Here is a 17,854-nt window from a genome sequence, read left to right on the forward strand (position 1 = left end):
TCTTTCTATTTCTAACACCGAACAAGAAATAATATACCTAGTATAACACTTTTTCTTTAAAAAGAAACCTTTTTTTCGAAAAAAACTATGTTAACTTCAAAAAAGAACTTAATATGTTACAATTTGGATAAAGAAGGGGAGGCGACTAGAATGGAAGACTTGTTTTCTCTATTAATATTTATTTTTGTTTTAATTTATGTTGTCGTGGCAAATCGAGAAGTGGTAGAAAAGCTAACTTGGCAACAGCGTATTGGAGTTGCTGCCACTTTTATCATGACCATTGGATTTGCAGTCGGTTGCTTTTATATCGGTAGTCAGATGCTGCAAAATTATATTGAAAATGGATTCATTCAAATGGTTATTAAAATTATCATGGTCATTGTTGTCATGACAGCTGCAATTAAATGGATGCATTTGGCTTTTAGAAAAATTACGAATGGCTTAATAGGAAATGATGTATAAGAGAATATAGAAATTAATTATTTTAATGTATAAATACGTTGCTTTTTATTCATAGGGAACCCTTATTTCTTGATAAGAAAGCCTGTTAAATCACGGATGTATAAAAAAGGTGCATAAACGATAATTTTTATATACATATAATGAGGCTGGGACATAAGTAATTCAGCTTTAATCGTTCAGGTTTTTTGTTGATTGTGAAAAACAATGTTGCTGAAGGATATCTATTCCTTAAATTTAGAGAGCTTAGCATTTTTTAGGATAGGCTAGATTATCTAGTATTATATTTACATTTATTTCTAAAATTGATATCATAATAATATGAAAAAGATATAATTACAAAGGGGAGATTACTTTGCAGGAGCGTCAAGCGTGGATTTTAAATGGTTTTGTGGGTATTCTGTTGATTTTAGTAGCCATCATTGGCGGTGTTTTTATGCTCATTCAAGAAGTGCCGCTTATAGGACTTCCGCTTATTGCTATTGGTGGATTGTTAGCTTCCGGTGTGACGGTTGTACAGCCGAATCAATCTCAAGTTGTTATTTTCTTTGGAAAATACTTAGGAAGCATTCGTAACAGCGGTTTGTTCGTAACCGTTCCGCTAACAATTAGACGTACCATCTCATTACGAGTTCGAAATTTTAATAGTAAAAAGTTAAAAGTAAATGATGTAGAAGGAAACCCAATTGAGATTGCCGCAGTTGTTGTTTTTAAAGTAGTAGACTCTGCCAAAGCAGTGTTTGATGTAGATTCGTATGAAGAGTTTGTGGCGATTCAAAGTGAAACAGCGATTCGAGCAGTAGCGACGCGTTATCCTTACGATACGTTTGAAAACGTAGAGCTTACGCTTCGTGGAAATGCAGATGAAATTTCTGATGAATTAGCAAAAGAGCTGCAAGATCGTCTTGAGGTTGCTGGTGTAGAAGTTATTGAAGCGCGCTTAACGCACTTAGCATATTCAACAGAAATTGCAAGCGCCATGCTACAAAGGCAGCAGGCAACAGCTATTTTATCAGCCCGTAAGAAAATTGTTGAAGGCGCAGTTTCAATGGCACAAATGGCAGTTGAGCAATTAGAACAAGATGGTATACTAGATTTAGATGAAGAGCGTAAAGTCAATATGGTCAACAATTTGATGATCGCAATTATTTCAGATCGAGGAACACAGCCTGTGGTGAATACAGGTAGCTTATACTAATTGGTTGTGAGAAGGAATGGCAAAAAAGAAAAGTTTCCCACTGCGAATTGACCCTGAGCTCTATAAGCTATTAGAGCGCTGGGCACAAGATGAATTTCGAAGCGTCAACGGACACATTGAATTTTTACTCCGTGAAGCTGTGCGTAAAGAAGGACGACTCAGTAAGCGAAAAGAACAAAGTGACGAAACCTAGCAAGCTGGCGATATGCCAACTTGCTTTTTTCGTATGTAAAGGAAAAGTACGTGTTAGTGAACATAAAGATCAGGATATCATGGGAAGTGGAGAGAGTAATCACATTAAAGATTTGTCTTATTCAAAAGCCTCATGATTGAAATGAAGGATGAGCCACTCCTACGGGACTAGTGAGCTACATGAGACCCCGGAGTATACGAGGAGGGCTCAGTGCTCACCCCGTGGAAAGGGATCAATCCGGAGTGAAAATCATGCCAAGTAGAGAAAGGTTTTTGATTTATTAGAAGAGAAAACAGCCCGCATCAAAAGGTGCCTGATAAAAAAGCCCAGTGATTGAAATGTAAGATGCGAGTCTCCTGCAGGACTAGCGAGACAGCTGAGACCCCGCAGTATACGAGGAAGCTCAGCGCTCGCTCTGCGGAAAGGGAGCAATCTGAAATGGAAATCACACCGAGCAAAGAGAATGTTTTATAAATATGAAAAGAAAGTCATATTCTTCTCAATGTGAAATATTAAAACGATTTCATTGCACTTTTAATTTGAATCAGGCTACAATAAGACGTATATGTAAAAAAGGAGTGAATAAAATGATTCGTTTTGGCGTCATCGGAACAAACTGGATTACAGAATCATTATTAGAAGCAGCAAGTCACGTAGAAGACTTCAAATTAACCGCTGTGTACTCAAGAACAGAAGAGCGCGCACAGGAATTTGCTTCTAAATACAACGTAACCACAACGTTTACTAACTTGGAAGAAATGGCTACGAGCGATCAACTCGATGCTGTTTACATTGCGTCACCTAATACGTATCACGCTGAACAAGCAATTCTATTCATGAAGAACGGCAAGCATGTTCTATGTGAAAAACCGCTTGCAGCCAATTCTACGGAAGTAACGCAAATGATTCAAGCTGCAAAAAACAACAATGTTTTATTAATGGAAGCAATGAAATCTACACTTCTTCCGAACTTTAAAGTCATTGCAGAAAATCTACATAAAATTGGTCCCGTTCGTCGCTACTTTGCGAGCTACTGCCAATACTCTTCTCGTTATGATAAATACAAGGAAGGCATTGTGCTAAACGCTTTTAACCCTAAATTCGCCAACGGTTCTCTTATGGACTTGGGCGTATACTGCTTATATCCGCTGATTACATTATTCGGTGCTCCAAAAGAAGTTAAGGCAACCGGAGTGATGCTGGAGTCAGGTGTTGATGGAGAAGGTACTGTAGCCCTATCATATGATGATAAAGACGCTGTTGTGATGTACTCTAAAATCACAAACTCACACCTGCCAAGCGAAATTCAAGGTGAAAAAGGAAGCATGATTATCGATAAAATTCATACTGCTGAAAAGGTAGAAATTCGCTACAACAATGGGTCGGTAGAAGAACTCACAGTCGAACAAAGCCATCCGCCAATGTATTATGAAGTAAAAGAATTTATTGATTTGTTAAACAGCGGCGAAACAGAATCAGCTGTAAACTCATTTGAGAATTCATATACAACAATGCGTGTGATGGACAAGGTTCGTAGTCAGCTGGGACTTGTTTTTCCAAACGATAACTAATAGATACAGACAAAGGAGCAGGGGAATTACCTCTGCTTCTTTGTTGATTTTTGAAATAAACGGCTCCCAAGTAGCAAAGCGCCACCAAGTAAAAAATATATAAGCCCAATTGAAGTAGTAGGGACTACTTCTTTAAAGTCGGTATCTCCTAAAAGAGAAGAAAAGCTAAACACAAAAAAGAAGAAGCCAATCCAAAATGTTACTTTTCCCATGAACGATAGATTTTTTGTCATTGTAACCCCTTTTTATATCCATATTTTAACATATCTGATTAACCAATTGGTAATAACATGATTTAAAACCACAGTTTGACTTTTAGTGTACCTATCCTTTAATATAAATAAGAACAAATGTTCTTATTTTGTTGTTTTTTTCTCAGCTTTCCCCTTTTTATCTACTATATTTAAAAAAATAGGAGGTTACTTATATGGTTAATCAATCTGTACATCATCTTATCCCCCCGTATTTAGAAACATCTTTTTCTACATTTTACTGGAAACATCGAGCAGCACTTTCTTCTCCTTTATTAAAAAATTTTTTAAAAAACGATTGTCACTACGACTTATTACAAATGACGTTTCATCACAAGAGCGAGCAATATGCGTCGTTAGTAGATGAAGCATTCAAACAGTTTTACAGTGAAATTCGCTTTTTGGCTTATGTTTCAACGTTGTGTAAGCACTTTGTACGGGATAAAGTGCAGCTTTATCAGAAGACACACTATGTAAAAAGCTTGGATCAGCCGGTTGTGAAAGAGGAACAGCGAACATACGGCGAAACGCTTGGTGTAGTGGATCGGGACTGGTGGAATAAATCATTTTTAAGCAATCAAATCGAAGATGAAGCGCTTTATAAAGCGCTCGTATCCTTACCGTGGAAGCAGCAGCTTATTCTGCATTTTCGTATTGTTGAAGGATGGACGAACGGTGAAATTGCTTCTTTTTTTCACGTCTCTCCACAGGCCATTTCATTTAAGTATCGGAGCTCACTTATGCGATTAAAACAACAATTAGAAGGAAGGGATGCACATGGTTGAATGGTTATCCGTTATTAATCAAGTTGGCTTTCCTGTTGTGGTCTCGTTTTATTTGTTAGTGAGGGTTGAAACGAATATTAAACAGCTGGAAGAAACTATAGAAAATCTTTCAAGTGACTTAAGAAAGAAGTGATGTTACATGACAACTCTTTATAAATTAATTGAACGAGTGAAAAAAGATGATGAAAAAGCTGTTGAAGAGCTTCTGCAAAGGCTATCTCCGAAAGTGAAGAGCGCAGCTCAAGCCGCATGCGCCTCAGAACGTGAAGATATTAAGCAAGAGCTGAATGTTAAAATTGTACAAGCAGCAAAGAAATTTAGCTTTGAGTATACACCAGGATTTTGGGAAACTGTCTTAAAAGAAGGTCAGCAAAAGCAGTAAATAAAAAGCAGATGTCTACATGGGCATCTGCTTTGTTTATGCGTTATGACTAAGAAGTAGGGTTATACTTGCTTTTGTGTTTTCTTTGTCTTATCATCTTCATCGTCTTCCATCATTCCTTTGGTAGCAAGCTTAAACTCTCGCAGCGTTTTTCCTGCTGCTTTTCCAAGCTCAGGAAGCTTTTTTGGGCCGAATAAAAGCAAAGCAACAAAGACAATCAGCGCAATTTCTCCAAAACCAAGGTTCATGGTCATCGTCTCCTAGTCAAAGAATCAATACAAGTTCATTATAGCATGGATTATGTTGTTAAGAAGTGAATTTTAACCCAATTACGCCAATGACAATAAAGGAGATAAATAAAAGACGCTTCCAATCTTTCTTTTCATTAAAGAGAAACATCCCTAATAATACGCTTCCTACTGCCCCAACACCAGTCCAGATGCTATACGCAGTCCCGATTGGAATGTCTCGTAGAGCTAAGGAAAGTAAATAAAAGCTGGCAAGGCTAAATGCGCTAAACCCAATAGAAGGAAGCAGGCGCTTAAAACCATCTGACAGTTTTAAAAAAATAACAAACCCAACCTCACATATTCCTGCTCCAATTAAAGCAATCCAAGCCATATTAGCCTTCCTCCTTTACATCATCACTCGATACCAGCTTAATACCAACAATACCAACAAGCATTAACACTAAGAAAAAGATTCTGGTTAAGCTCGCATCTTCATTTAAAGCAACCATGCCAATGATGGCTGTTCCTGCTGCGCCTATACCTGTAAAAATGGCATAAGAAGTCCCAACTGCAATGTCTTTTAATGCTTTTGAAAAGAAGAAAAAGCTAATGACAATTGCGATTAAGGTTACAACAGAAGGCCAAAGCTGAGTGAAGCCTTCTGAATACTTTAGGCCCATTGCCCACACAATTTCAAACAAACCTGCAATAATTAAATAAATCCAAGCCATGGATAAAACTCCTTTAACATTCTTTTATTCCTTTTTAATTCCTAACCAAAAAACGTTCCAAGCATCTTTTATTTTGGTAGAATAGCGCTCTTGATCGTAGTAAAAGCGCTGAATAAATAACCCATCCGCTAAGCAATAAAAGCTGTTAATGTAGCGGTCAATTTTCTCGTCTCGCATTGTTCCTTCTGCAATTCCTTGTTCAAAGATGGATGTTAATAATCGATCAGATAACTCTTCGCTTGTTAAAAAGCGCTCCTTTACAAAGATTTGCAAGTGAGAAGGCGGGAACATAATTAAACGTCTATACATTTGTCCAAAGTTATTTTCTTGTAGCGCAAAACAAAGCTGAAATAAAAACTGCTTTAACTGATTTGGAGCGGATGCATCTTTATGTTCATCAAAGATCTTCTGCATCTTTTGAGTGAAAACAGCTACTAAGTCATCGACCGTAGCTAAAAAAAGCTCATCTTTATTTTTAAAATGTGCATATAACGAAGGCTTCTTTATGCCTACTTGCTCGGCAATATAAGCTAAAGAAGTGTCAGTGTAGCCTTTTTCGCCAAAAGCTGTCATTGCCACAGCTTTTATTCTGTCAACAGTTGATGAATGTTCCATTCTTTACATCCTCCTCTTCAATTTACCTAACGTTCGGTAGGGAAAACTATATCAAACTAGAAAAAAAGAAGCAAGAGTTATCCTGCTTCTTTTAGAAGGAATTTTGACATTGTCATCATTAGTGCTGTCATAAAAATAAGTTCGAATGTATTTGTTACGGCACCGCTCTCGATCGGAAGTGGAATAGCACTTCCTGCAATCATTAAAACAACTCCAATCAGCATCACATTCCATTTAGTATGGCGAAAAAGTGAAATGCTTACTAAAAGTAAAATAAACGTCACGATTAAAACCATAATTGGTGGTCCACTGTGCGCGCCAACTAGCGTATAACGAAGTATGCCATATTCGACGACTGGTTGAAGGGTTTGATGCATAATCTCTGTGATTTCATACACGATTAAGGTAATGGTAATAAGGAGAAAGCTATAAAGAGTAACGTTTTTCTTAGCCCATTGCAGTTTCGCATGCCTCCCAATACCCAAAGCAAAAAGTACAAGAGTAGGAGTGAAGAAAGCATGACCTAGAAATCTCCATAGGTTTAGCGTTTCAAGAGTGGATCCTTCACCAATAAACAAGCCGATCGCTAATAAACCGTTGTCATAAATGAGCCCTAGCATCACGACTAATAAAAAATATGTAAAAGAATGACTTGTTCGCGTTCTATAAAGAAACAAGCCCCAACCTAACAAGGCAATATATAAAGCAGTAAAAGAAAAATAAAGCACCGTGTCGATTATTATTTATTCACCTCTGTCATGCAATTTATATTTGTCTACGAGCTTTATACCCAAAATATTTAAAATTCAATCGTGAAAAAGAACATCTATCTTCCTAAAACAGAAATGGTTATAAAGTTTGTCTATGTATGTGAATTTGGTAGTTAGTGTAACCTTTCTGACTACTCTCTTTATGAGTCTATCAAATTATATATCTTACTTTTTCTTTAATGACTATAGGAACATGCTCATTTTAGTGAAAAATCAGTATTTTAACAATCACATTAGAAAGATTATGGAGTGAAAAGTAAAATTAAATTCATTTGTAATCTTTTTATGGGTTTTACATTACAGGAATGTTTCATGTATTAAAGATATTGCATCTTCGTAATGTGAATGTGTAAAAAATATAAAAAAAAATAAAGGATTAAAGAGCTTCTATTAGGCGAATGGTCACGAATGCTAGAGAAAATGCTTGGAAACGACAGCGTTGTGAAAGCTCCTTGACCCTTTATAACCAATACAAAAAACATGTATCGTTTGAGCTATTGACCGTTTCTTCGTGCGAGTGGTAGGTTTAGACCTGTTGAATTTGGTGCTCGAGCCCAAACGTAAAAATGAAATTAGATAAAGAGAAGAGAAACGAAATCGCAGATGAACGCTAACAATTTTAGCGGTCAGCGCTATTTTGGAAGGAGAAGGATAAGAGATGATCTTAATAGTCCTATGCTGCTTATTTTTACTAGGCTATGGCATTTGGGAGTATCGTAGACATTTGCGTAAACTGCATTCAATTCCAGTTCGAGTAAATGTTAACGGTATTCGAGGAAAATCAACTGTTACGCGTTTAATAACAGGAATTGTAAAAGAAGCAGGTTACAAAACAGTTGGAAAAACAACAGGTACCCAAGCGCGAATGATTTATTGGCACACATCAGAAGAAGAACCAATTATCCGTCGTAAAGAAGGGCCAAATATTGGAGAGCAACGACGCGTTGTAAATGAAGTTGCCGATATGGGAGCCGAAGCACTTATTTGTGAATGTATGGCCGTTCAGCCAGATTATCAAATTACATTTCAAAACCAGCTTATTCAAGCCAAAGTGGGCGTTATTGTAAACGTACTTGAGGATCACATGGATGTAATGGGGCCAACTTTAGATGAAGTTGCCCAAGCTTTCCTAGCGACAATTCCTTATAATGGACACCTTGTTACAATTGAAGGTCCTTATTTAGAGTATTACAAAAAGGTTGCAGCGGAGCGAAATACAAAAGTAATCGTTGCTGATAATGATCGTATTTCTGAAGAGTATTTACGTAAGTTTGATTACATGGTATTCCCAGATAATGCTTCAATTGGTTTAGCTGTTGCTGAAGCACTAGGCATTGATGAAGAAACGGCAATGAGAGGAATGCTAAACGCTCAGCCAGATCCAGGTGCAATGAGAATTACGAAGTTTGGAGATACAAGTAATCCAGCTTTCTTAGTAAATGGATTTGCAGCCAATGATGCTTCATCAACACTTCGTATTTGGGAGCGTGTAGATTCTATGAACTATAGCCCTAAGCTTCCGATTGTTATCATGAACTGCCGTCCAGACCGTGTCGATCGCACAGAACAATTTGCAGTTGACGTAATGCCTTATATAGAAGCAGATGTGATGATTGCAATTGGTCAGACAACCTCACCGATTGCGGATGCGTATGCAAAAGGAACGTTACCAACGAAAGAGTTCTGGGATATGGAAGGTGCATCAACAGAAGAAATCCTTGAGCGCATGAAACCATATTTAAAAGATCGCATTGTCTATGGTGTCGGAAATATTCATGGTTCAGCAGAGCCACTTGTAGAAGCGATTATTGAAATGAAAACGATGAAAAAAGCAGTTTAATCTAGGAGGCCATTTCATGTTCGGATCAGATTTATATATTGCCCTTGTATTAGGGATAACTCTCAGCTTAATTTTTACGGAAAAAACAGGTGTACTACCTGCAGGGTTAATTGTTCCAGGGTACTTGGCACTTATCTTTGATCAGCCAATGATGATTGTCGTTGTATTTGTTATCAGTTTACTAACATATGTAATTGTTGTTTATGGTATTTCAAAAGTAGTTATTTTATATGGACGTCGTAAGTTCACCGCAATGTTAATTACAGGAATTGCAATTAAAGTCATTTTTGATTATTTCTATCCTGTCCTACCATTTGAAGTATTTGAGCTACGTGGTATTGGAGTTATCGTACCAGGATTAATCGCCAACTCAATGCAAAAGCAAGGTGTACCATTAACGGTTGGAACAACAGTATTGCTAAGTGGAATCACGTTTGGTGTAATGCAAATTTATTACCTATTTTAATAAAAAGTTAAAAGAAAGGAGGACAAACATCAGTGAAGAAAAAGCAGCTAAACTTTCAGGGAAAAGTATTGATGTTCATAAAACGAACGAAGCCAAGCAGTGGAAAACAAGCACTTATCCTTACACCTATTTTAATCCTTGTTTTGGCACTAGCAGGTTGGGTTCAGCGTTCGGATGCGCTTCAAGATCCTAATCTTGCAAAAAAAGAGTCAAGTGATGATATCACCTTAACGATGGTTGGGGATATTATGATGGGTCGACATATCAAAGAAGTGACGAGCCGTCACGGAGAAGATTTTGTTTTTCGAAATGTTCAGCCTTTCTTTGATGAGTCTGACTATGTGAGTGGAAACTATGAGTCTCCTATTTTAACAAACGACGAAGATTCTTACGAGAAGATTGATAAAAGCATTCACTTATACAGTGAAGAAGAAGATTTAAAAACAATGAAAAATGCAGGATTTGATGTATTAAACCTAGCGAATAACCACGCGATGGATTACGGTACAAAAGGTCTAGAAGATACGCTTGCATCTTTTGAAAAAAACCGCATGAACTATGTCGGTGCTGGTCGTAATAAAGAAGAAGCGAAACATATTTCATATAAAGAAGTAGACGGTGTGAAGATTGCATCCGTTGGTTTCACAGACGTATATGTTGCAGGAATGAAGGCCGGTAAGAATAACCCAGGCATTTTAGATGCAGATCCAGATGTTATTTTTGAAACAATTCAAGAAGCGAAAGAAAATGCGGATTTAGTTGTTGTAAACGCGCACTGGGGTGCAGAGTACGATGTAGAGCCTAGTGAGCGTCAACAGGGCTTAGCAAAAGCAATGGTTGATGCAGGTGCAGATATCATCATCGGGCATCACCCTCACGTTTTACAGTCATTTGATGTTTATAATGGTTCAATTATCTTCTATAGTCTAGGAAACTTTGTCTTTGACCAAGGTTGGTCAAGTACGAAAAATACGGCGATGGTTCAGTACAACTTAAATAAAGAGGGCCAAGCTACGGTAGATGTCATTCCGATGATTATTAAAGAAGGTAGTCCTACGCCAACAGATAATCCATGGCGCATGAAACGAATCTACAACGACTTAACAAAGTACGCATCAAATGAAGGTCGTTTAGAAAAAGAGGATAAGAAGTTTCAAATTAAACTTGATCACACACACGTAATGAAGAGATCGCAGGAACGTCAAAACCAAAGTGATGATGCTCCTGCTAACAATACAGAAGAAGCATACACACAACAATAATTCAGCTAAAGGAGATGAAAGATGATGAAAAAACGAAAATTGCTTTTTGTAGCCATTATCATCTTTTCTCTCATTATTAGCGTCGTAGCGTATCAATTTTTATTTCCCAAAAAAGAGTATGCCGTTAGTACATCCGACCCTTACGCAACAAAAGTGGGGATGGATGTACTGAAAAATGGCGGTACTGCTGTTGATGCAGCGATTGCGATTTCCTATGCACTAGGCGTTGTTGAGCCATATGGCTCCGGTGTCGGTGGAGGTGGTGGCATGCTGATTGATCCAGCTGATGGAGATTCTACCTTTATTGATTACCGCGAAGTCGCTCCGAATTCAGATAAAGATGAGCAAGAAGGTGTTCCAGGCTTTGTCGCTGGGATGGAATACATTCACCAAAACTATGCAACAAAATCAATGAGTGAGTTAATAAACCCTGCGATTTCTTACGCAAAAGATGGCTTTAAAGTGGACCAAGATCTTCATGATAGGTTGATTTCGTATCAAAAAAACTTAGATGAAGATGAGCTTGAGCAGTTTTATCCGAATGAAGAAGCAATTGAAGCGGGAGAAGTCTTAAAGCAAAAAGATTTAGCTAAGACTCTTACAACGATTAAAGAAGAAGGTGCTTCTGCTTTTTATCGCGGAGATATTGGTGATGAAATCGCTGATGAGACGGAGATTTCAAAAAAAGACTTGCGCGATTATGAAGCAGTAGAGCGAAAGCCTTTAGAAACGAACTATAAAGGTAATCGCATCATTAGTGCTCCGCCGCCGTTTTCAGGCGTCACGCTTATTCAAATGCTAAAGCTTGCTGATGAAGAACAAATTTGGGAACTAAAGAATGAAAAGCCAAGCTTGTTTAACCACTACCTAGGTGAAATATCGAAAGTGTCTTATCAAGATCGATTAGATAAAGTAGCTGATCCATCTTTCATTAAGCAAGCTCCTGAAGACTGGATCGATGATCGTTACGTTCATTTATTAGGAAATAAAATTAATGAAACACGTACGAAAAAAACGAAAGTTAGCGATGTAGAAGAGCACGAAAGTACAACGCATTTTGTTGTAATAGATAAAGAAGGAACGGTTGTTTCCACAACCAATACGCTAAGTAATTTCTTCGGAAGTGGAAAAAACATCGAAGGCTTCTTTTTAAACAACACGCTTGGTACTTTTGGTGAAGGCATTAATAAAATTGAAGAAGGTAAACGACCACGTACATTCACAGCGCCCACTATTATCCGCGGTGAAGATGAGTGGGTAATGGGAATCGGGACACCTGGAGGGAACCGAATTCCACAGGTGTTAACGCAGGTGCTAGGTAACTATTTTGACAGTGGTCAATCGATTGATAAAGCAGTGCAGTCAAGCCGCGTCATCTTTGATTCTGACAAGCTATATTCTGAAAAAGAACCTGAAAATGATGTGAAAGATCGATTGAAAACGTACGGATATGATGTGAAACAAACCGATAATCCGATGTTTTACGGAGGGGTACAAGCCCTCATTCAAGATAGAAATGAGTATACGATTTCAGGAAGCGCAGATAAAAGAAGGCATGGTTTGTGGGATAAAAGTACAGAATAATTGAGGAGGAATAATCATGGTAGTTAAACGTATTGTAGGAGTAGTAGCCCCAGTTGTTATCGTAGCAGGAGTTGTGGTTACGTTAGGAGCTTTAAAGCATCCAACAACTTTATCAACAATTGAAGAACAAAAAATTGAAAAGAACTTAAAAATGATGGAGCAAACTGAACAGCAAACAACGACTGAGCAACCTTCATTATCTTTAAACAAGTAAGTAAATCATCGTCGGTTAGCGTGATTAAAAGGCATCGTCATACACGATGCCTTTTTTATACTACATACAACAAAGAAAGAAGTGAACAGCATGTGGAATAAACGGAGAGCTCTTATAGGAGGAGTTTCTTTATGTGTATTAATTGCGACTTCAGTATGGTTTGTTCGTAATCACGATGAAAATAACACGCCTTTATTTAGCAATGGAGATTCATCTTATGGAGTTAGCTCTTCCAACCCCATTGCTGTTGATGTAGGTATGAAGGTACTAAAAGATGGAGGTAATGCTGTAGATGCAGCAATTGCTGTATCTTACGCGCTAGGCGTTGTCGAACCGTACGGCTCTGGAATTGGTGGCGGTGGCGGCATGCTTATTGCCAAAGAAGGTGAAGAACCGACCTTCATTGATTACCGCGAAGTAGCACCTAGCTCTTTGGAAGGAAAAACGGGAGTTCCTGGCTTTGTAGCAGGAATGGAATATGTGAATAAAAAATATGGAACAACGTCTATGACAAAGTTGATTGATCCTGCTATTGAGTATGCCGAAAAAGGATTTAAAGTAGACGAACTCTTAGCGAGCCGATTATTTTACGCAAGTGGACGGATGGACGTCAGCAATTTATCAAGCTTCTTTCCGAGGGGGGAAGCTATAAAAGCAGGAGAGGAGCTAAAGCAGCCTGAGCTTGCTGAACAGTTAACGTATATTAAACAAAACGGAGCGGCTGGCTTTTATCAAAAGGACATTGCCAATCGTCTAGCAGAAGAAACAAGCATTTCACTAGAAGATTTGCAAGAATATGAAGCGGAAGAAAGGCAGCCGGTTGTTTCAACATACAAAGGAAATGAAATCATTGCGGCTCCACCTCCATTTTCAGGTATTACGGTTATTCAAATGTTAAAAATGATGGAGAAAGAAAACGTTAACATAAACGAGCAAGAAGTCGACTATAAGGCTATTAAGAAAATTAAAGAAATAGCGTACGCTGACCGAGTAAAAGAGATTAGCGATCCTGCTTTTTACCCACAGGATGTAGAGCGTTTCCTTAGCGATGAATACATTGAAAGTTTATTAGAAAACTCAGAAAAACGTGAAGTGGAAGGTGCAGACCAAGAACATGAAAGTACGACTCATTTTGTCGTTATTGATAAGGAAGGTACGACCGTATCCACGACCAATACGCTAAGCAATTTTTTTGGGTTAGGTAAGCAAGTAGATGGCTTTTTTCTTAATAACAATGCTGATACGTATGGCTCAATCGGCGTAAATAACCCTGAGCCTGGGAAAAGAGCCCGAACGTTTACAGCTCCTTTAATTATCCGCAAGGAAGGAGAATGGGTAATGGGAGTAGGAACGCCAGGGGGAACTCGTATTCCACAGGTGTTAAATCAAGTATTAGCCCGCCATTTTCAAGGAGGAGAAGAGTTGGAAAAAGCGGTTGAAACGCCTCGCTTTATCTTTGATCAAGATACTCTTTATATCGAGCCAACTACGCCTGAAGAAGTAATTGAGCAGATGAGTGCTTTTGACGTACAAAGCAAAACAAGCGACGTTTATTACGGAGGCATTCAGCTGCTTGTGAAAGATCTTGGTAACGGCAGGATAACAGGTGTCGGTGATTCTCGCCGAAACGGTGTGTGGAAGCATAGCTAAGAAAAGGTAGCAGGGGCTACCTTTTTATCGTTTCGTAGACGGATGGAGTTTCCATGTAGCGGATCGTATGAAACTCTGGATAATTTGAATGATAATGAACGTAAATCGGAGCGTGGTCCAAGTCAAGCATTTGCCTAAAGAAGAAATGATCTCCGTATCGTAAAGCAGTTAAAAGCACCGGCATTTCTTTATTGAAAATAGCGTATCGAATGGCTTGAATCGATTTATCAGTATGGTGATCACCAATGAAAACGTATACGTAAAGAGCGGTTGTATCTTTGTAATGAACCCATTCCCCAAAAAGTTCGTTTCGCTGTTCGTTGAGCATGTCTTTAGCAAATGAAGCTCCAATAATTAAATACAGGGAATCCGTTTCAGAGACATAAGTCAGCGTATAGCGCCTTTTTAAAAAAGGCTGGGTAGGAGTTGCGCCGTGTCGGTATGTAACGCTAAACTCTTCAGGATTAAATGCAACCATCCTGCGTCATCCTTTCATGCTTTTAAGTAGTCTATGCCCGCACTAGGAAAAAAAGTCATTCAAACCCCTATCCTTTACAACGCCTATCTAAAACAGCTAATCTATAAAAGTGTAGGCGACTAACGAACGCTAAAAACAAAGTGGAAAAGGGGGAAGAAAATGGAGCCGTTTTATATTGTTCTATCCATATTCTTAGCCGCGATGCTTTCATACGACATCGCAAAATTTGTTCGAGGAGATAGACCTGACTGGAAAGAAGGCCTTGTGACGTTTCTCGTATTTATTGGATTTCTGGCAGCCATGCAGATGGCGTTTCAAATTGTGTAGAAAAGACCACTGACAAGGTGGTTTTTTTTAGTTTTGTGTTTCTCTTTTATTGATTAAATAAATTTGTTCCAACATTTGAAGAAAATAAAGCTTAGGACGTCAGAAATGATGAAAGTTAGATAGAAAAGAGGTACTCTTTGTACTAGTTGAGAAGAGTGCTTTTTAAAGTATTAGAAGATAGACCAGTTCTTATCAAAAGCCCTCCCCATAAAAAAGCCCATGATTGGAATGGAAGATGCGAGACTTCTACGGGACTAATAAGCGAGATGAGACCCCACAGTATACGAGGAGGCTCAGCGCTCGCCCTGCGGAAAGGGAGCAATCTGGAATGGAAATCATGCTAAGCAGAGAGAAATTATCAAACGAAGTCTCGTATTACTCTACGTTTATTAAATGTGCTAAATGCTTGTTCAAATGAATAAGCTTTATAGTAGAAAATAAAACTACAACTTGCGAAGGAGCAGAGGGTTTGTATAACAAGCGAAGGCGATTCATTAAACTAATGCTCGTCATTGTAGGGCTCGTAGCCGTATTGACTTTAGGTGCTTGGGGATTTCAATTTACCTTTTTCTCTCCCACATATCATGCTAAAAATACGATTGAAGAATTCTATGACCTTGAACAAAAAGGAAACTTCTCAGATTCGTGGGAATCCTTTCATCCCGCTATGAAAGTTCGTTTCGAGAAGGGTGCCTATATTCAGGACCGTGCTCATGTTTTTTTAAATCACTTTGGTGTCGAAACATTTTCCTATGACATTACGGAAGTGGAAAAACTAGATACATGGAAAATGACAGCGGATGGCGAAGAGTTAACAGACGTTTATCAAATGAAAGTGATTCAAGTTTATAAAGGGAAATATGGGAACTTCTCCATTGACCAATATGTATTCGCAGTTAAAAATGAAGGAGAATGGACCGTTGCATGGGATTATAATCAGTGAAAAAGCATATGAACTCATGTGCTTTTTTTTATTGAAACTCCGTTATGTTTTTTAAAGAGGGGGTACAATGAATAAGGGAGGAGGTCTGATAATGAAGTTTAAAGCCATTTTATTTGATGCGTACGGAACATTATTTGATGTACATACCGTGATTAAAGCATGTGAAGAATACTATCCTGATAAAGGAACAAAAATAAGTCAGTTGTGGCGCCAAAAACAAATCGAATATGCGATGCAAAGCCAAATTATGGGCCGCTATGTTGACTTTTATGAACTCACAAAAAAATCATTACGCTACGCTATAGATGCTGTGGATGAGGAAGTAACACCTGAAAGTGAAGAAGCGTTACTTCATGCTTATTTCAAGCTTAACCTGTACTCTGAAGTGAAACAAGTACTGGCGTATTTAAAAGAAAAAGGATATCTGCTTGCCATCTTTACAAATGGACCTAAGCATATGATTGATCCACTCGTAGCTCACCACAGGTTAGCACCTTTATTTGATGATGTCATTTCTATTGACGAAATCAAACAGTACAAGCCGTCCATGGCTAGTTATCACTACGCAGCGAATAAGCTAGAAGTGGAACGTGACGAAGTGCTTTTCTTATCATCAAATCCGTGGGATATTGCTGGAGCAAAGAATTACGGATTTTCAACTGTGTGGGTAAACCGTCATCATCAAGTGCCGGAGCATCGTGAATTAACGCCTAATCGTGTAATTCATGACTTAACAAATTTAGTCAAATAAAAAAACAGGACACGCGTCCTGTTTTTTTGCTCTAGCTATAGGCCTCGGGGTCTGTTTTGGACCTTGATCGTAACTTGATTAAACGAACGATATTAAGCACTAATGTCTTAACAACCGCATAGAACGGTACGGCTAAAATCATTCCTAAAATTCCTGCTAAGTTTCCAGCTACCAAGAGCAGTAAAATGATGGTCAGCGGGTGGATGTTTAGCTTTCTACCCATAATAAGAGGTGAAATAACGTTTCCTTCCAGCTGCTGAACAATCACCATAACAAGAATAACTAAAAGTGCTTTTGTAGGAGAGTCTAAGATTCCGATAACAACAGCCGGAGCAGCTCCGAAAAATGGACCTAAGTATGGAATGATATTTGTTACGGCACCAATTAAGCCCAGTACGAGTGCGAACGGCAATCCAATAATTAAGTAACCAATGGATGCACACGCACCAACGAACAGTGCAACAAGCATTTGACCTTGAATATAAGTAGCCACCGTTTCTTTCGTTTCTTCTAAAATCTTTAGACCCTCATCACGATAAGATGGTGGGAAAAGCTTAACGATGTACTTAGGTAAGCTATGTCCGTCCTTTAACATATAAAACAAAATAAACGGCACGGTCACAACTGTAAGCGTGATGTTAGTCAAAACGCTAAAAATAGTTGATAAGCTGCTCGTGACACCAGTGGTAAGCGTAGATGAAAAGTTTGCAAGGGAATCCTCAATCTTTTCAATTGATACATATTCTTGCTCAACAATCCACTGGAATCCTTTTGTTTCTGATAAATTATTAATCGCTTCCTGGCTCTTTTCTACGTAAGTTGGGACTTTATCGGCAAACTGATTAGCTTCTTTTGAAAGAGCTGGGCCTAATGTTCCAACCGCGAGCGAAATCACGCCAATAAAAACGGCGTACAATACGAGAATCCCAATCGTTTTTGGTACTTTCCTTTTTTCAAGGAAAAAGACAATAGGACTAAATAAGAAATATAAAAATCCAGATACTAAAATAGGGAAAAAGAGCGTTGTGAAAAAGACAACGATTGGTTCAAATACAAATGAAATTTTCGTACAAATGTAAATGAACAATGCGATTAGCACAAGCTGAATCGTCCAAAATTGAAACTTCTTTGCTTTTGACACTTCATTACCTCCA

24 protein-coding genes are annotated in these 17,854 nt (G+C 38.3%); 16 read left to right on the forward strand and 8 right to left on the reverse strand.

Annotated features, from left to right (window positions below; translation table 11 throughout):
* The first annotated feature begins 150 nt into the window (after positions 1-150).
* From LZP85_RS03545 to LZP85_RS03560, 4 genes are all read left to right on the forward strand, one after another.
* Complete coding sequence (locus LZP85_RS03545; RefSeq protein ID WP_061785850.1) at positions 151-462, forward strand: hypothetical protein; 312 nt, start codon at positions 151-153, stop codon at positions 460-462.
* A gap of 352 nt (positions 463-814) precedes the next feature.
* Positions 815-1,657 carry an SPFH domain-containing protein gene (locus LZP85_RS03550; protein ID WP_025908244.1) on the forward strand — a complete coding sequence of 281 codons (843 nt, stop codon included), beginning with the start codon at positions 815-817 and terminating at the stop codon, positions 1,655-1,657.
* A 16-nt stretch (positions 1,658-1,673) separates the two neighbouring features.
* Positions 1,674-1,850 (forward strand): type II toxin-antitoxin system antitoxin, encoded by a 177-nt coding sequence (locus LZP85_RS03555; protein WP_035320136.1) that lies wholly within the window; start codon positions 1,674-1,676, stop codon positions 1,848-1,850.
* A 587-nt stretch (positions 1,851-2,437) separates the two neighbouring features.
* The gene (locus LZP85_RS03560; protein ID WP_206782259.1) at positions 2,438-3,421 is read left to right on the forward strand and encodes a Gfo/Idh/MocA family protein; all 984 of its coding nucleotides are present in this window, start codon (positions 2,438-2,440) and stop codon (positions 3,419-3,421) included.
* Positions 3,422-3,447: 26 nt separating this feature from the next.
* Here the strand turns inward: LZP85_RS03560 and LZP85_RS03565 are convergent, their stop codons facing one another.
* On the reverse strand, positions 3,448-3,654 hold the full coding sequence (locus tag LZP85_RS03565) for a hypothetical protein (protein WP_025908242.1): 207 nt from the start codon (positions 3,652-3,654) through the stop codon (positions 3,448-3,450).
* Positions 3,655-3,848: 194 nt separating this feature from the next.
* Between LZP85_RS03565 and LZP85_RS03570 the strand changes: the two genes are divergently transcribed.
* The 3 genes from LZP85_RS03570 to LZP85_RS03580 are packed head-to-tail and all read left to right on the forward strand — an operon-like array spanning position 3,849 to position 4,839.
* A complete protein-coding gene (locus LZP85_RS03570; RefSeq protein ID WP_119542674.1) occupies positions 3,849-4,457 on the forward strand; it encodes a sigma factor-like helix-turn-helix DNA-binding protein in 609 nt (202 codons plus the stop codon).
* On the forward strand, positions 4,450-4,590 hold the full coding sequence (locus LZP85_RS03575; protein WP_224840046.1) for a YvrJ family protein: 141 nt from the start codon (positions 4,450-4,452) through the stop codon (positions 4,588-4,590). The genes LZP85_RS03570 and LZP85_RS03575 overlap by 8 nt, the downstream gene beginning before the upstream one ends.
* Positions 4,591-4,596: 6 nt before the next feature.
* Positions 4,597-4,839 (forward strand): helix-turn-helix domain-containing protein, encoded by a 243-nt coding sequence (locus tag LZP85_RS03580; RefSeq protein WP_025908240.1) that lies wholly within the window; start codon positions 4,597-4,599, stop codon positions 4,837-4,839.
* Between the two features lie 62 nt (positions 4,840-4,901).
* Here the strand turns inward: LZP85_RS03580 and LZP85_RS03585 are convergent, their stop codons facing one another.
* The 5 genes from LZP85_RS03585 to LZP85_RS03605 form a co-directional block, all read right to left on the reverse strand.
* Entirely contained in the window at positions 4,902-5,087 is a 186-nt protein-coding gene (locus LZP85_RS03585; protein ID WP_025908239.1) for a twin-arginine translocase TatA/TatE family subunit, read from the reverse strand.
* 58 nt (positions 5,088-5,145) lie between these two features.
* Positions 5,146-5,460, reverse strand: coding sequence for a DMT family transporter (locus LZP85_RS03590; protein ID WP_025908238.1), 315 nt, complete (start codon positions 5,458-5,460; stop codon positions 5,146-5,148).
* A gap of 1 nt (position 5,461) precedes the next feature.
* A complete protein-coding gene (locus LZP85_RS03595) occupies positions 5,462-5,800 on the reverse strand; it encodes a DMT family transporter (RefSeq protein WP_025908237.1) in 339 nt (112 codons plus the stop codon).
* A gap of 24 nt (positions 5,801-5,824) precedes the next feature.
* Entirely contained in the window at positions 5,825-6,415 is a 591-nt protein-coding gene (locus LZP85_RS03600; protein ID WP_061785848.1) for a TetR/AcrR family transcriptional regulator, read from the reverse strand.
* A gap of 77 nt (positions 6,416-6,492) precedes the next feature.
* Positions 6,493-7,092 carry a hypothetical protein gene (locus LZP85_RS03605; RefSeq protein ID WP_224840043.1) on the reverse strand — a complete coding sequence of 200 codons (600 nt, stop codon included), beginning with the start codon at positions 7,090-7,092 and terminating at the stop codon, positions 6,493-6,495.
* Between the two features lie 751 nt (positions 7,093-7,843).
* Here LZP85_RS03605 and pgsB point away from each other — a divergent pair.
* The 6 genes from pgsB to LZP85_RS03635 all read left to right on the forward strand — a co-directional run bounded on the left by pgsB (position 7,844) and on the right by LZP85_RS03635 (position 14,201).
* Positions 7,844-9,025, forward strand: coding sequence for a poly-gamma-glutamate synthase PgsB (pgsB, locus tag LZP85_RS03610; RefSeq protein ID WP_025908235.1), 1,182 nt, complete (start codon positions 7,844-7,846; stop codon positions 9,023-9,025).
* A gap of 16 nt (positions 9,026-9,041) precedes the next feature.
* Positions 9,042-9,491, forward strand: a complete 450-nt coding sequence (pgsC, locus tag LZP85_RS03615) for a poly-gamma-glutamate biosynthesis protein PgsC (protein ID WP_025908234.1) — start codon at positions 9,042-9,044, stop codon at positions 9,489-9,491.
* Positions 9,492-9,523: 32 nt separating this feature from the next.
* Entirely contained in the window at positions 9,524-10,753 is a 1,230-nt protein-coding gene (locus tag LZP85_RS03620; RefSeq protein ID WP_119542673.1) for a CapA family protein, read from the forward strand.
* Positions 10,754-10,774: 21 nt separating this feature from the next.
* On the forward strand, positions 10,775-12,337 hold the full coding sequence (locus LZP85_RS03625; RefSeq protein WP_234561985.1) for a gamma-glutamyltransferase family protein: 1,563 nt from the start codon (positions 10,775-10,777) through the stop codon (positions 12,335-12,337).
* 16 nt (positions 12,338-12,353) lie between these two features.
* Entirely contained in the window at positions 12,354-12,551 is a 198-nt protein-coding gene (locus LZP85_RS03630; protein WP_025908231.1) for a CapE family protein, read from the forward strand.
* A gap of 90 nt (positions 12,552-12,641) precedes the next feature.
* A complete protein-coding gene (locus tag LZP85_RS03635) occupies positions 12,642-14,201 on the forward strand; it encodes a gamma-glutamyltransferase family protein (protein ID WP_182840804.1) in 1,560 nt (519 codons plus the stop codon).
* A 16-nt stretch (positions 14,202-14,217) separates the two neighbouring features.
* Here LZP85_RS03635 and LZP85_RS03640 read toward each other — a convergent pair whose 3' ends face one another.
* Positions 14,218-14,679, reverse strand: a complete 462-nt coding sequence (locus tag LZP85_RS03640) for a staygreen family protein (RefSeq protein WP_076512548.1) — start codon at positions 14,677-14,679, stop codon at positions 14,218-14,220.
* A gap of 159 nt (positions 14,680-14,838) precedes the next feature.
* On the opposite strand from LZP85_RS03640, the gene LZP85_RS03645 reads away from it, so the two are divergent.
* The 3 genes from LZP85_RS03645 (at position 14,839) to LZP85_RS03655 (ending at position 16,700) form a co-directional block, all read left to right on the forward strand.
* Positions 14,839-15,006 carry a hypothetical protein gene (locus tag LZP85_RS03645; RefSeq protein ID WP_165932531.1) on the forward strand — a complete coding sequence of 56 codons (168 nt, stop codon included), beginning with the start codon at positions 14,839-14,841 and terminating at the stop codon, positions 15,004-15,006.
* Between the two features lie 469 nt (positions 15,007-15,475).
* A complete protein-coding gene (locus tag LZP85_RS03650) occupies positions 15,476-15,949 on the forward strand; it encodes a hypothetical protein (RefSeq protein WP_224840042.1) in 474 nt (157 codons plus the stop codon).
* Positions 15,950-16,040: 91 nt separating this feature from the next.
* The gene (locus LZP85_RS03655; protein ID WP_119542671.1) at positions 16,041-16,700 is read left to right on the forward strand and encodes a haloacid dehalogenase type II; all 660 of its coding nucleotides are present in this window, start codon (positions 16,041-16,043) and stop codon (positions 16,698-16,700) included.
* A gap of 31 nt (positions 16,701-16,731) precedes the next feature.
* Here the strand turns inward: LZP85_RS03655 and LZP85_RS03660 are convergent, their stop codons facing one another.
* Complete coding sequence (locus LZP85_RS03660; RefSeq protein ID WP_226639518.1) at positions 16,732-17,841, reverse strand: AI-2E family transporter; 1,110 nt, start codon at positions 17,839-17,841, stop codon at positions 16,732-16,734.
* Positions 17,842-17,854: the final 13 nt, after the last annotated feature.

The sequence above is a fragment of the Priestia flexa genome (genome assembly GCF_021441905.1).
Lineage (GTDB): Bacteria > Bacillota > Bacilli > Bacillales > Bacillaceae_H > Priestia > Priestia flexa.